At 44.0% G+C, this 13,095-nt stretch carries 15 protein-coding genes; 14 read left to right on the plus strand and 1 reads right to left on the minus strand.

Translation table 11 applies throughout. From position 1 onward, the window contains the following. Positions 1 to 305 precede the first annotated feature (305 nt). Complete coding sequence (gene rluC / locus EX191_RS02030) at positions 306 to 1,250, plus strand: 23S rRNA pseudouridine(955/2504/2580) synthase RluC (protein ID WP_005396975.1); 945 nt, start codon at positions 306 to 308, stop codon at positions 1,248 to 1,250. A gap of 59 nt (positions 1,251 to 1,309) precedes the next feature. On the opposite strand, the gene EX191_RS02035 is transcribed toward rluC, so the two are convergent. Next, the gene (locus EX191_RS02035) at positions 1,310 to 1,891 is read right to left on the minus strand and encodes a Maf family protein (RefSeq protein WP_005396976.1); all 582 of its coding nucleotides are present in this window, start codon (positions 1,889 to 1,891) and stop codon (positions 1,310 to 1,312) included. A 149-nt stretch (positions 1,892 to 2,040) separates the two neighbouring features. Here EX191_RS02035 and yceD point away from each other — a divergent pair, with 149 nt between their 5' ends. The 13 genes from yceD (at position 2,041) to EX191_RS02100 (ending at position 12,704) form a co-directional block, all read left to right on the plus strand. After that, on the plus strand, positions 2,041 to 2,565 hold the full coding sequence (gene yceD, locus EX191_RS02040) for a 23S rRNA accumulation protein YceD (protein WP_005396977.1): 525 nt from the start codon (positions 2,041 to 2,043) through the stop codon (positions 2,563 to 2,565). A 59-nt stretch (positions 2,566 to 2,624) separates the two neighbouring features. Then, a complete protein-coding gene (gene rpmF, locus EX191_RS02045) occupies positions 2,625 to 2,795 on the plus strand; it encodes a 50S ribosomal protein L32 (RefSeq protein ID WP_005396978.1) in 171 nt (56 codons plus the stop codon). Between the two features lie 10 nt (positions 2,796 to 2,805). Then, entirely contained in the window at positions 2,806 to 3,831 is a 1,026-nt protein-coding gene (gene plsX / locus EX191_RS02050) for a phosphate acyltransferase PlsX (RefSeq protein ID WP_104974988.1), read from the plus strand. Between the two features lie 5 nt (positions 3,832 to 3,836). Beyond that, positions 3,837 to 4,787: a beta-ketoacyl-ACP synthase III gene (locus EX191_RS02055; RefSeq protein WP_005396980.1), complete on the plus strand. Its 951-nt coding sequence runs from the start codon at positions 3,837 to 3,839 to the stop codon at positions 4,785 to 4,787. Positions 4,788 to 4,862: 75 nt separating this feature from the next. Next, positions 4,863 to 5,786 (plus strand): ACP S-malonyltransferase, encoded by a 924-nt coding sequence (gene fabD / locus EX191_RS02060; RefSeq protein WP_012841591.1) that lies wholly within the window; start codon positions 4,863 to 4,865, stop codon positions 5,784 to 5,786. A 46-nt stretch (positions 5,787 to 5,832) separates the two neighbouring features. Next, on the plus strand, positions 5,833 to 6,567 hold the full coding sequence (fabG, locus tag EX191_RS02065) for a 3-oxoacyl-ACP reductase FabG (RefSeq protein ID WP_031780596.1): 735 nt from the start codon (positions 5,833 to 5,835) through the stop codon (positions 6,565 to 6,567). Between the two features lie 246 nt (positions 6,568 to 6,813). Then, positions 6,814 to 7,047 carry an acyl carrier protein gene (acpP, locus tag EX191_RS02070; RefSeq protein WP_004406112.1) on the plus strand — a complete coding sequence of 78 codons (234 nt, stop codon included), beginning with the start codon at positions 6,814 to 6,816 and terminating at the stop codon, positions 7,045 to 7,047. Positions 7,048 to 7,140: 93 nt separating this feature from the next. Beyond that, positions 7,141 to 8,391 (plus strand): beta-ketoacyl-ACP synthase II, encoded by a 1,251-nt coding sequence (fabF, locus tag EX191_RS02075; protein ID WP_005396984.1) that lies wholly within the window; start codon positions 7,141 to 7,143, stop codon positions 8,389 to 8,391. Positions 8,392 to 8,498: 107 nt separating this feature from the next. Next, on the plus strand, positions 8,499 to 9,314 hold the full coding sequence (pabC, locus tag EX191_RS02080; RefSeq protein WP_193447042.1) for an aminodeoxychorismate lyase: 816 nt from the start codon (positions 8,499 to 8,501) through the stop codon (positions 9,312 to 9,314). Next, positions 9,311 to 10,327 carry an endolytic transglycosylase MltG gene (gene mltG / locus EX191_RS02085; protein ID WP_193447043.1) on the plus strand — a complete coding sequence of 339 codons (1,017 nt, stop codon included), beginning with the start codon at positions 9,311 to 9,313 and terminating at the stop codon, positions 10,325 to 10,327. Before pabC ends, mltG begins: the two co-directional genes overlap by 4 nt. After that, positions 10,324 to 10,956: a dTMP kinase gene (tmk, locus tag EX191_RS02090; RefSeq protein WP_031780597.1), complete on the plus strand. Its 633-nt coding sequence runs from the start codon at positions 10,324 to 10,326 to the stop codon at positions 10,954 to 10,956. The genes mltG and tmk overlap by 4 nt, the downstream gene beginning before the upstream one ends. A 27-nt stretch (positions 10,957 to 10,983) precedes the next feature. Further along, positions 10,984 to 11,946 (plus strand): DNA polymerase III subunit delta', encoded by a 963-nt coding sequence (locus EX191_RS02095; RefSeq protein ID WP_046874426.1) that lies wholly within the window; start codon positions 10,984 to 10,986, stop codon positions 11,944 to 11,946. Then, the gene (locus EX191_RS02100; RefSeq protein ID WP_005396993.1) at positions 11,937 to 12,704 is read left to right on the plus strand and encodes a TatD family hydrolase; all 768 of its coding nucleotides are present in this window, start codon (positions 11,937 to 11,939) and stop codon (positions 12,702 to 12,704) included. The genes EX191_RS02095 and EX191_RS02100 overlap by 10 nt, the downstream gene beginning before the upstream one ends. Positions 12,705 to 13,095: the final 391 nt, after the last annotated feature.

Here is a 13,095-nt window from a genome sequence, read left to right on the forward strand (position 1 = left end):
TGTAACCAAACCTTCCTTAGCAGCTGTGAACTATAGCAGTGCGCGTGGCTATCAGCAATCTGCTTTCACGCAAACGATAGAAAATTTGCCGCTAAACTCAAAATTTCTAATTTATAACTGGCTGTTTCATAAGCAATTGAGATGTGTAAACTGATCAAGACAGAAAACAAATTGAGAACTCGATTGAGAGTTTTAATAATTTAAACAAAAGCTTGGCGAAATTTAGACCAGTTTGTACTATCAAGTGTTTCTTTTACGACAAGAATAATGTGAAGTCGCGCGAAATTGAGTTTACAATACCGCCCATGAGCGAAATAAGAACAAAAGTCCAGTTCGTCGACATTGACGAAGATATGGCGGGTCAGCGCATTGATAATTTTTTGCGCAACCAATTAAAAGACATCCCTAAAAGCATGATTTACCGAATCGTGCGTAAGGGCGAAGTACGTGTAAATAAAAAGCGTATAAAAGCAGAGTACAAGTTAAAAGCAGGCGATCTCGTTCGTATTCCACCGGTGACAGTCGAGAAAAAAGATGACGATGTCGCGCCAAGTACGAAACTAAACAAAGTCGCAGAGTTGGAAGATATGATCATCTTCGAAGATGATCATATGTTGATTCTAAACAAACCATCTGGTACCGCTGTGCATGGTGGCAGTGGCTTAAAGTTTGGCGCGATTGAAGCGCTTAGAGCTCTGCGTCCTCAAGCTCGCTTTCTTGAACTTGTGCATCGTATTGACCGTGATACTTCAGGTATCTTGCTGGTTGCTAAGAAGCGTTCTGCACTTCGTCACTTGCAAGCCCAGTTTCGTGAAAAGACAGTGAAGAAGTTTTACTTAGCTCTTGTCATGGGACAATGGAAAAGCAGTTGTAAGGTTGTGAACGCGCCACTGCTTAAAAACGAAGTGAACAGTATTGTTCGTGTTAACCCTAACGGTAAGCCGTCTGAAACGCGTTTTAAGATTTTGGAAAAGTTTGAACAAGCAACATTGATTCAAGCGAGTCCGATTACTGGTCGAACTCACCAAATCCGAGTTCATACACAATATACGGGCCACCCAATCGCTTGGGATGATCGCTACGGTGACCGCCGCTTTGATGCTTACACAGGTCAAGTTGGTTTAGATCGTTTGTTCCTACACGCGGCAAACATCAAGTTCCAACACCCATCAAATGATGAGTGGATGGAAATCAACGCACCGATGGAACCGAAGCTAGAAAAAGTGTTGGCGGGTTTAAGAAACGCGTAACCATGTTTTCCTCGCGGATGCAAGAAGGGAGCCTGTGGCTCCCTTTTATCATATTTTGATCAAAGGACATCGAGTCCTTGAACATGCAACATATCAATCAAATCAATCAATGGTAGTCCGACAAGTGTGTTCGGGTCTTTCCCCACTAATTTGTTAAACAAACAAATTCCCATTCCTTCGCTTTTAAAGCTGCCTGCGCAGTAAAAAGGTTCTTCCCTGTCGACGTAGCGCTCGATTTGTTCAAGCGTCAAATCTCTAAAGTGTACTTCGAAAGAATCAAAGCCGACTTCTGTATGGTTTGTGACGGTGTTATGTACCGCAAGACCAGTATAGAAAGTGATGACTTTTCCACTTTGAGACAAAAGTTGATTTATTGCGTTGTCTCTATTTAAAGGTTTGCCAACGATTTCACCATTAATGACACAAACCTGGTCACTGCCGATAACTAAACTTGCTTTATCCGTCTGGCAAGATGTTGCTTTCTCTTGGGCCAATCTTTGCACCAGTTCAAGAGGCGTTTCCTGGTCAAACGGTGTTTCATCGCAATCAGGTGATAAACAAATGAACGGTAGTGAAAGCTTTTCAAGCAGTTGTTTACGAAAAGGGGAGGTTGAGGCTAAAACCAGTTGGTAATTTTTCATTTTGAATTACAATTCGTGGGAGCATTTCCGATAGGATAATCGATCAAAAATGATTCTGGCTAATGCTCTGTATGTTAAGCGTAAAAAAGTACAACTTTTTTGCCTTTTTCTTTGACTAATTTTGATTTGGAAGATAATATTCGCGCCCTATGCAAAAGGTAAAAATACCGCGAACGGTTGACCCAGCAAAAGCTGCACAGAAACGATTAGATTACGATGGCATCATCCAAGCTAGTCTTTTCAAGCGCTTAGCGGAAACAACTGAAGGCGTAAAACGCGACGCAGAAGTCTCATTGTCATTTGGGATGGATGAACAGCGACTCGTTGTTATCTCTGGTAAAGCTAACATCGAAGTCGATTTAGAGTGTCAGCGTTGTAATGAGGTATTCGCACATGAGTGCGAAGTTGAATTCCTTTCTACTCCTTACTACGGTGAGAAAACGGAACAGGAAGCACCAGAAATTTATGATTTGGTAGATCTAAATGAATATGGTGAATTAGACCTTATACAACTGGTTGAAGACGAGTTCATCTTAGCATTACCTCAAATTGCGATGCACGATGAAGCGGATTGTAGCGTTGATTCAAATAACATGGTTTTTGGTGAGATTCCTGAAGAAATTGAGGAAGAAAAACCGAATCCATTCGACGTTTTGAAAAGTCTGAAAAAGTAATAGGTGTGGTAACCGATTCTTCTTCAGGTTTTTAACCCAATAGTATAGGAGTAGGGTCAATGGCCGTACAGAAAAACCGTAAAACTCGTTCTAAGCGCGGTATGCGTCGTTCACACGATGCGCTAACTACAGCTGCTCTATCTGTAGACGCGACTTCTGGTGAAACTCACCTACGCCACAACGTAACTGCTGAAGGTTACTACCGTGGTCAAAAGGTTATCAACAAGTAAGGTTGAACCTTTGCAAAGTATTACCGTTGCACTTGATGCAATGGGCGGGGATTTCGGTCCACGCGTAACAGTGCCTGCCGCCGTGCAGGCACTGTCTCATTTCCCAGAGCTAAAAGTGATTCTTATAGGTGATCAATCTCTGATCACGTCTCAATTATTTCAACTCGGTACCTCGACCAGTTCCCGCTTGACTATTCTTCATAGTGAGAAAGTTATCTCGAACTCAGAAAAACCTTCATTGGCACTACGTAATAGCCAAAATAGTTCCATGCGTATGGCTATCGATTTGGTTTCTGAGCAGAAGGCGGATGCTTGTGTTAGTGGTGGCAACACCGGTGCATTAATGGCACTATCGCGTTTCATTCTTAAGTTACTTCCTGGTATTGAACGTCCTGCTTTAGTTTCAGCTCTACCGACGATTACTGGAAAGCGTACTTGGATGCTAGATCTAGGTGCGAATGTATCGTGCGATGCTGATAGTTTGTTCCAATTTGCTGTAATGGGCAGTGCATTAGCAGAAGAACACTTAGGTTGTCCTCCTCGCGTTGCTGTACTCAATATTGGCGCAGAAGAGATTAAAGGTAACGATTTAGTCAAACGTTGCGCAGAAATGCTTTCTCAGACCGACGCGATTAACTTTGTTGGTTATATTGAAGGTAATCAAATTTTGCATGATGTTGCAGACGTCATTGTATGTGATGGGTTTGTCGGCAACGTATGCTTAAAAGCCAGTGAGGGAACAGCTCAACTTTTTATCGAAAAAATTAAAACCAGTATGATGGCGTCAACGATAAAGGGTTGGATTGCTAGAAAGTTGTTTTCTCGGCTATTTAATGAACTAAAAACACTGAACCCCGACCAGTATAACGGCGCAAGTTTGCTAGGATTGCGCGGCATTGTCATAAAAAGCCATGGAAGTGCGGATGTATCTGCGATTGTCAATGCACTTGGCGAGGCAGTACACGAGGTCAAACGACAAGTACCAAGCCGTATTAGCGATCGTTTGGAAGCGGTTTTACTCGAGAGGCATTATTAGTCTTCATGTATAGCAAAATTTTAGGTACTGGCAGCTACCTGCCATCTCAGGTGCGTACAAACGCAGATCTAGAGAAAATGGTAGATACAAGTGATGAGTGGATCGTTGCTCGCACGGGTATTAAAGAGCGTCGAATTGCTGCAGAAAATGAGACTGTAGCGGACATGGCATTCTACGCAGCTGAAAACGCTATCGATATGGCGGGTATTGATAAAAACGATATCGACCTGATTATCGTAGCCACAACGAGCAGTAGCCATACTTTCCCTTCATCTGCGTGTCAGGTGCAGGCAAAGCTTGGCATTAAAGGTTGTCCAGCTTTTGACTTAGCCGCTGCTTGTTCTGGTTTTGTGTACGCATTATCTGTTGCAGACCAACATATTAAATCGGGTATGTGTAAAAACGTACTTGTTATTGGTTCAGATGCTTTGTCTAAAACGTGTGATCCGACAGACCGTTCAACCATTATCCTATTTGGTGATGGTGCTGGAGCCGTTGTCGTAGGCGCTAGCCAAGAGCCAGGTATTATTTCTACCCACATATACTCGGATGGTCAATTCGGTGAGCTACTAAGCCTACCTGTACCTGAGCGTGGTCAAGATGCTGACAAATGGCTTCATATGGCAGGTAACGAAGTATTCAAAGTCGCTGTCACTCAGTTATCGAAACTAGTAAAAGATACGCTTGAAGCCAACAACATGCATAAGTCTGAACTAGACTGGCTAGTACCGCATCAAGCGAACTATCGAATTATTTCGGCAACAGCGAAAAAGCTTTCAATGTCTTTGGACCAAGTCGTAGTGACATTAGACCGACACGGGAACACTTCTGCGGCGACAGTACCGTCTGCGCTGGATGAAGCTGTGCGCGATGGTCGCATTAAACGCGGGCAGACTTTATTGCTAGAGGCGTTTGGTGGCGGTTTCACTTGGGGCTCTGCTCTGGTGAAGTTCTAAGTTTCACGAGAATTCAAAATTTAAGGTGCACTTGGTGCATCTTATTTCTTTTTACTTTGCTTAAAGGAAAACAACATGAGCAAGTTTGCTATCGTATTTCCAGGTCAAGGTTCTCAAGCTGTAGGTATGCTTGCAGAACTAGGCGAACAATATGACGTAGTAAAACAAACATTTGCAGAAGCATCTGACGCACTAGGTTACGATCTATGGGCGCTTGTTCAAAATGGACCTGCAGAAGATTTAAACGAGACTTTCCGCACTCAACCAGCTTTGCTAGCTTCATCTGTTGCAATCTGGCGTGTATGGCAGGAGCTCGGTTTAGAGCAACCAGCAAACCTAGCCGGTCACAGCCTAGGTGAGTACTCAGCACTTGTATGTGCGGGTGTCATTGACTTTAAAGAAGCAATCAAGCTGGTTGAATTACGCGGTAAGCTAATGCAAGAGGCGGTACCAGCAGGTACTGGCGCTATGTACGCGATTATCGGTTTGGCTGATGATGCGATTGCAAAAGCGTGTGAAGACGCAGCGCAAGGTGAAGTGGTCTCTCCAGTAAACTTTAACTCGCCTGGTCAGGTAGTTATCGCGGGTAGCAAAGACGCAGTAGAGCGTGCGGGAGCGCTATGTAAAGAAGCTGGTGCGAAACGTGCGCTTCCTCTTCCTGTTTCAGTGCCATCACACTGTGCGCTTATGAAGCCAGCAGCGGAAAAACTTGCAGTAGCTCTTGAGTCTATCGAATTTAACTCACCACAGCTTCCAGTTATCAACAACGTTGATGTGGTCGCTGAGACAGATCCTGCAAAAATCAAAGATGCGCTTGTTCGTCAGCTACATAGCCCAGTTCGCTGGACTGAAACAGTCGAGCTTATGCACGAGCAAGGGGTAGAACAGCTTCTTGAGCTTGGTCCTGGTAAGGTTTTAACAGGTCTAACAAAACGTATCGTGAAAACGCTAACTGCAGCAGCAGTGAATGATGTTGCGTCGCTAGACGCGGCGAAGTAATCCATCAAGCGATAAAACTTGCGATAAGAAAAGGAAACACAACATGATGAATCTAGAAGGTAAGATCGCGCTAGTTACCGGCGCAAGCCGTGGTATTGGCCGCGCGATCGCGGAACTTCTTGTAGAGCGCGGTGCGACGGTTATCGGTACGGCTACTTCTGAAAGTGGCGCTGCAGCTATCAGCGAGTATCTTGGTGATAACGGTAAAGGCCTAGCTCTTAACGTGACTGATGTCGAGTCTATCGAAGCGACACTAAAAACGATCAACGAAGAATTTGGTGTGATCGATATTCTGGTGAATAACGCTGGTATTACTCGTGATAACCTATTGATGCGTATGAAAGATGATGAGTGGAACGACATCATCGATACCAACCTAACGCCTATCTACCGCATGTCTAAAGCGGTTTTACGCGGCATGATGAAAAAACGTGCGGGTCGTATCATCAACGTAGGCTCTGTTGTTGGTACCATGGGTAACGCAGGTCAAACTAACTACGCAGCAGCGAAAGCGGGCGTGATTGGTTTTACTAAATCAATGGCTCGTGAAGTTGCGTCTCGTGGTGTAACAGTGAACACTGTTGCCCCTGGTTTCATCGAAACTGACATGACGAAGGCACTAAATGATGAGCAACGTGCGGCAACGTTGTCGAACGTGCCAGCTGGTCGTTTAGGTGACCCACGTGAAATTGCATCAGCAGTAGTTTTCCTTGCTTCTCCTGAAGCAGCGTACATTACTGGTGAAACTTTGCATGTAAATGGTGGCATGTACATGGTTTAATGAGACAGTTTGTGCAAAATAAGCTATTTTACATTGTGAAAAATAGCCTATAGTTGCAGTTAACTGTCATGAACTTGTCATGCTTATGCGCAAGATTTGTGCATGATTTAAGTCAAAAATGTATTGAAATTCGGTTAAATTCGCTAATTTTGTGGTTTGACCAGCAAGGACCCCCTTGCAACTTTCAATAGTTCGAATAAACTACGGAATCATCGCATTAGGCGAAATCTGTAAAGGAAAAGAAAAATGAGCAACATCGAAGAACGCGTAAAGAAAATCATTGTTGAACAGCTAGGTGTAGACGAAGCAGAAGTTAAAAACGAAGCTTCTTTCGTTGACGATCTAGGTGCTGATTCTCTAGACACTGTAGAACTAGTTATGGCTCTAGAAGAGGAATTCGACACTGAGATTCCTGACGAAGAAGCTGAGAAGATCACTACTGTTCAAGCTGCAATCGACTACGTAAACAGCGCTCAGTAATTAGCTCTCCCAGGCGGTCTCCTAGACCGCCTGTGTTCTTTCTAACTTCTTCTATCCTCTCATAGAAATATTCAATTCCCGGAGAATTATATCGTGTCCAAGCGTCGTGTAGTTGTCACTGGCATGGGTATGTTGTCACCGGTAGGCAACACAGTAGAATCATCTTGGAAAGCCCTGCTAGAAGGTCAAAGTGGTATCGTGAATATCGAGCACTTTGATGCTACGAACTTCTCAACTCGTTTTGCAGGTCTTGTTAAAGATTTCGATTGCACAGAGTACATGTCTAAAAAAGATGCTCGTAAGATGGATCTTTTCATCCAGTACGGCATTGCAGCGGGTATTCAAGCTCTTGATAACTCTGGCTTACAAATTACCGAAGAAAATGCGGCTCGAGTTGGTGTTGCTATCGGCTCAGGCATTGGCGGTCTAGATCTGATTGAAACAGGTCACACTGCATTAGTAGAAAAAGGCCCTCGCAAAGTTAGCCCATTTTTTGTCCCTTCGACCATCGTAAATATGGTTGCAGGTAACCTATCTATCATGCGTGGTCTTCGTGGTCCAAATATCGCGATTTCTACAGCATGTACTACTGGCCTACATAACATCGGTCATGCTGCACGAATGATTGCGTACGGCGATGCAGATGCGATGGTTGCTGGTGGCGCAGAAAAAGCGTCTACGCCTCTTGGCATGGCTGGCTTCGGTGCAGCTAAAGCACTATCTACTCGTAACGACGAACCTCAAAAAGCGTCTCGTCCATGGGATAAAGGCCGTGATGGCTTTGTTCTAGGCGATGGTGCTGGCATGATGGTGCTTGAAGAGTACGAACACGCGAAAGCACGTGGCGCGAAGATTTACGCAGAACTGGTTGGTTTTGGTATGTCTGGTGATGCTTACCACATGACTTCTCCAAGCGAAGATGGCTCTGGTGGTGCACTTGCGATGGAAGCGGCAATGCGTGACGCGAACATCACAGGCACCCAAGTAGGTTATGTGAATGCTCACGGTACATCTACTCCTGCTGGCGACGTTGCAGAAATCAAGGGCGTGAAACGTGCTCTTGGTGAAGAAGGTGCGAAGCAAGTACTTGTATCATCAACTAAGTCTATGACTGGTCACCTATTAGGTGCAGCAGGCTCTGTTGAAGCAATTATCACGGTTATGTCTTTGGTTGACCAAATCGTTCCACCAACGATTAACCTTGATGATCCAGAAGAAGGTCTAGACATCGACCTTGTGCCGCACACTGCGCGCAAAGTTGAAGGTATGGAATACGCTATCTGTAACTCGTTTGGCTTTGGTGGTACAAACGGTTCTTTGATCTTCAAAAAGTTCGCTGAGTAACACTATCTAACCTTATTTAGATAAGCGAAACTTGTATTCTAACGGCTCGATGCTTAGCATTGAGCCGTTTTGTTTTATTTGTTGTCTGCTAATTTGAAGGTACGCGAATGTTTTGGGTAAATGGAGTTCCACAAACGCATGTAGAACTGGGTGATCGCTCATTCCAATACGGCGATGGAGGCTTTACCACCATCCTGACCCAAAACGGAGAGTTGGTTTACTGGCAAGAACACATTGAGCGTATGAAGTCCTGCCTTGACGTATTGAAGATCTCTTCCCCTGACTGGCAAGTTGTGCGTGATTGGGCAAGCAAAGCGGCTTTATCTGATGCACAAGCTGGGGTGAAAATTCACGTTAGCCGTGGTATTGGTGGGCGAGGGTATAGTCCTAATGGGATTGAAGGCCCTATCGTGACTATCTCCAATTTTGCGTTTCCTTCTCATTACTCTTCTTGGCAAGAAAAAGGCGTGGATTTGGGCGTTTGTGAGACTCGTCTCGGGATTCAACCTTTACTTGCTGGACACAAGCACAACAACCGTTTAGAGCAGATTCTCGCCAAGGCTGAAATCGACGATACCGAGTTTGCAGATGCAATAACGTTAAATGTGCAAAACCATGTCATTGAAACTACAATGGCCAACCTTTTTTGGGTTAAAGGTAATAAAGTATTTACACCGGAGCTGACCTTATCTGGCGTTGCGGGCGTAATGCGTCGTAAGGTGCTTGAGTTACTAAAAGTAAGTCATATTGAAGTCATCGAAGGGCGTTTTATACTTCCAGATTTGCTGAGCGCAGACGAGGCTTTCATGTGTAACTCAATATTAGGTGTCGCACCAATTCGCAGCATAGTGGCATCTAACTCTAAGACTATATTTCCGATAGGAAAATTGACTCAACGACTGCAAGGGAATTTAACTACGTGATTAAAAAACTGTTGGCTTTTGTTGTGCTGATCGCAGTGATAGGCGCAGCAGCTGTTTTTTATATAATTTCACAGGCTAAACAATACGTTGAAAAGCCTATTCTATTGGAACAACCTCAGCTGTTTACTGTAGAGAGTGGTACAAGCTTTCATCATGTCATGCGCGCCTTAGTTGAAGATGAGGTAATTGAAACATCGGAGTACATCCGTTTAATACCTCACTTATATCCAGAACTGTTGCAAGTGCGAGCGGGTACTTATCAACTAGAGCATGGTATGTCGCTTTCGCAAGCATTGGAGCACCTGAATACCGGAAAAGAATACCAGTTTGCGATCACTTTTGTTGAAGGCAGCCGCTTTTCTGAGTGGGTAGAGCAATTGAAAAGTGCTCCTTATTTAGAGCATGACTTAACCGAACTATCAGAAAAAGACATGGCAGCAAAGTTGGGTATTGAGCGAGAAAAGCTTGAAGGACTGTTTTTAGCAGAAACCTACCATTACACGGCGGGTGCAAGTGAAAGCCAATTATTAAAACGAGCGCATCGAAAACTTAATAAGATTCTGGATGCTAACTGGGAAGCTCGTCAAGAAAAGCTGCCATTGCAAGACAAATATGAAGCCTTGATTCTGGCGTCTATCATCGAGAAAGAGACGGCCATTGACTCTGAGCGTGAGCGCGTCGCTTCTGTGTTTATCAACCGATTGAACAAACGCATGCGTTTACAAACGGATCCGACGGTTATTTATGGTATGGGTGATGCTTACGACGGAAATATTCGTAAGAAAGATTTGCGCACGCCGACACCATATAACACCTATACCATCAATGGCTTACCTCCAACCCCAATCGCGATGGCAGGTGAAGCCTCTATTGAAGCGGCTTTGAATCCAGAAAGCAGTAACTATTTATATTTCGTAGCAAGTGGAAAGGGCGGACACGTATTTTCGAAATCCCTTGCAGAGCACAATCGTGCTGTTCGAGCCTATTTAAGAGAACTAAGAAAGAACAAATGATGAAAGCAAACTTTATTGTCGTTGAAGGCCTAGAAGGCGCGGGTAAAAGCACTGCGATTAAAACCGTTTTAGATACGCTAAAAGCGGCAGGTATTGAAAATATCGTAAATACTCGTGAGCCAGGAGGCACGCCGCTAGCAGAAAAGATGCGCGCTCTGGTGAAAGAAGAGCATGAAGGCGAAGAACTTAAAGACATGACGGAGTTGCTTCTTTTATATGCTGCACGTGTCCAGTTGGTTGAGAACGTGATCAAACCAGCTTTGGCGAACGGTCAGTGGGTGGTGGGTGACCGCCACGATATGTCGTCGCAGGCTTATCAAGGTGGTGGCCGTCAGATTGACGCGTCGCTAATGAAAAACCTTCGAGACACAACGCTTGGTGATTTTAAACCTGCTTTCACTCTCTATATGGATATCGACCCTCGCGTTGGGCTTGAGCGTGCGCGTGGGCGTGGTGAGCTCGATCGTATCGAGAAGATGGATATCAGCTTCTTTGAACGTACACGAGAGCGTTATTTGGAGATTGCTCATGCTGATCCTTCTATCATTATCATTAACGCTGAGCAGGCGATCGAAGACGTGTCGCGTGATATTCGGGACGCTCTTAACGAGTGGTTAGCTCGTCAATAATAAGTGAAACTTAAATTTAGGTGACTCATGTTAAATGATTATCCATGGTTGCAACCAGTATGGGATAACCTCAAAGTAGGGCTAGAGTCGGACAGAATACCAGGTGCGCTTTTATTGCAAAGCGAGCAAGGCTTAGGCATCGAAAAACTTATCGAGTTTTTTAGCCAAGCACTTCTTTGCCAAAATTACGCCAGTGAAGCGTGCGGTTTTTGTCATAGCTGTCAATTAAATCAATCACACAACCACCCAGATTTACACTGGATCAAACCAGAAAAAGAAGGAAAAGCGATAACGGTGGACCAAGTTCGAGCTTGCAACCGTCTTGCTCAGGAATCATCACAGCTTAATGGTTATCGCCTATTTGTTATAGAGCCAGCGGACTCTATGAATGAATCGGCATCGAATGCATTGTTAAAAACGCTAGAAGAGCCTGGGGCAAAGTGCTTGTTTTTGCTCGTTACCCACAATCAGGAGCGCCTGCTTCCAACGATTCGTAGCCGTTGCCAACACTGGGTTGTTGCGCCGCCGTCAACGGAACAAGCGATGCAATGGATGCGCGAACAAGGGGCGCAGCAAGTTCCTGCTTACGCCTTAAAACTGAATATGGGCTCTCCGATAAAAACATTGGATGCGTTAAATAATGGCGATCTCGATGCTTACTTGGCTTTTGAGCGCACTTTTATTAAGGCGATGTCTTCTCCTGCCTCAGACATTTCTGAGTGTGCTTCTTTAATGGCTAAACACTCGGAGCAATCACTAGACTGGGCGTGGTATTTACTGACAGACGCTCAGAAAGCGCAGTTTGGTGTATCAGAAGCACAAATGCTTCCTGGCGCTATAAAGTTTCAGCCGAACAACTACAACGGTTTGTACTCATCAGCGAAGGCGCTGATGGACCTCAAAGCTCAGGTGCAAGCCTTTCCTGGTCTAAACCTTGAGCTACTATCAATGAACTGGTTAATTGAATCACGAGAGGTATTATGTTCGTAGATTCTCATTGTCATTTAGACAAATTGAATTACGACGATCTCCACATCAATGTGGAAGACGTTATTAACAAAGCTAAACAAGCAAAGGTAACCGAGCTGCTTTCTGTGGGAGTTACGCTGGATTCTTTCCCTAAAATGATGGAAATGATTGAGCCTTATGAGAATGTTTATGCTTCGTGCGGTGTACACCCACTTGATGTTGAAAGCGACTTTTCGATGGACGTGCTACGTCACCACGCATCGAATGAAAAAGTCGTTGCCATTGGTGAAACAGGCTTGGATTATCATTATAAGCCAGAAACGGCAGCGTTACAGAAAGAGCGTTTTGAGCAACACGTTGATCTTGCGGTGGAGCTTAACAAACCTTTAATTATCCATACTAGAAACGCACGTGCGGATACTCTAGATATTTTGCGTAAGGGTGGGGCGGAGAAATGTGGTGGTGTTATCCACTGTTTTACAGAAGATCTTCCATTTGCTGAAGCTGCACTTGAGCTGGGGTTTTATATTTCTATCTCGGGGATTGTCACTTTCCGTCAAGCTACAGAGTTGAAAGAAGTGGTGAAGACTCTACCTCTAGAGAAGCTTCTCATTGAGACAGATTCTCCTTACTTGGCTCCAGTCCCTCACCGAGGCAAAGAGAATCAACCTGCTTATGTTGTCGAGGTGGCTTCTTATATTGCGCAACTCAAATCGTGCTCTCTTTCTGAAGTGGCACAAAAAACCACCGAAAATTTCCGAAATCTTTTTTTGCGATGAAAAATCAATAAGAGCATAAAAAAGGAGCGTATGCTCCTTTTTTGTTGATAAAAACAACAGATATACTCATGAGTTTAATGTTTACTAAAAATGTTGATTTAATAACATTCAAAAATCACAAATGTAATTTTGTTACTAAAAATAACATTGGGGCGTATTTTATTTACGCCTTAAAATTAATTATATAAATAATAAACTCTTTATAAAACAGTAATATAACTGCAATGCAAACCTTTTCATCAGCTGTTTTTGGGTGTGATCCAAGACTTGTTTTGAAACTAAATTTCGTAACTGTGTGGAAAGTTTGAGGGTCATCAATATATATTTAGAGCCGGAAAATATAATGCAGTTGTGGTTACATTTTCATTGGGTGCTAACCTTTAGGCTACGG

Source organism: Vibrio chemaguriensis (assembly GCF_012275705.1).
Taxonomy (GTDB): Bacteria; Pseudomonadota; Gammaproteobacteria; order Enterobacterales; family Vibrionaceae; genus Vibrio; species Vibrio diabolicus.

Excerpts from the sequence above, each read along its gene's own strand:
- fabG (WP_031780596.1), top strand. The coding sequence starts at position 5,833 with ATGAATCTAGAAGGTAAGATCGCGCTAGTTACCGGCGCAAGCCGTGGT.
- tmk (WP_031780597.1), top strand. The coding sequence starts at position 10,324 with ATGATGAAAGCAAACTTTATTGTCGTTGAAGGCCTAGAAGGCGCGGGT.
- rpmF (WP_005396978.1), top strand. The coding sequence starts at position 2,625 with ATGGCCGTACAGAAAAACCGTAAAACTCGTTCTAAGCGCGGTATGCGT.
- EX191_RS02035 (WP_005396976.1), bottom strand. The coding sequence starts at position 1,891 with ATGAAAAATTACCAACTGGTTTTAGCCTCAACCTCCCCTTTTCGTAAA.
- pabC (WP_193447042.1), top strand. The coding sequence starts at position 8,499 with ATGTTTTGGGTAAATGGAGTTCCACAAACGCATGTAGAACTGGGTGAT.
- yceD (WP_005396977.1), top strand. The coding sequence starts at position 2,041 with ATGCAAAAGGTAAAAATACCGCGAACGGTTGACCCAGCAAAAGCTGCA.
- EX191_RS02055 (WP_005396980.1), top strand. The coding sequence starts at position 3,837 with ATGTATAGCAAAATTTTAGGTACTGGCAGCTACCTGCCATCTCAGGTG.
- fabD (WP_012841591.1), top strand. The coding sequence starts at position 4,863 with ATGAGCAAGTTTGCTATCGTATTTCCAGGTCAAGGTTCTCAAGCTGTA.
- EX191_RS02100 (WP_005396993.1), top strand. The coding sequence starts at position 11,937 with ATGTTCGTAGATTCTCATTGTCATTTAGACAAATTGAATTACGACGAT.
- acpP (WP_004406112.1), top strand. The coding sequence starts at position 6,814 with ATGAGCAACATCGAAGAACGCGTAAAGAAAATCATTGTTGAACAGCTA.
- rluC (WP_005396975.1), top strand. The coding sequence starts at position 306 with ATGAGCGAAATAAGAACAAAAGTCCAGTTCGTCGACATTGACGAAGAT.
- EX191_RS02095 (WP_046874426.1), top strand. The coding sequence starts at position 10,984 with ATGTTAAATGATTATCCATGGTTGCAACCAGTATGGGATAACCTCAAA.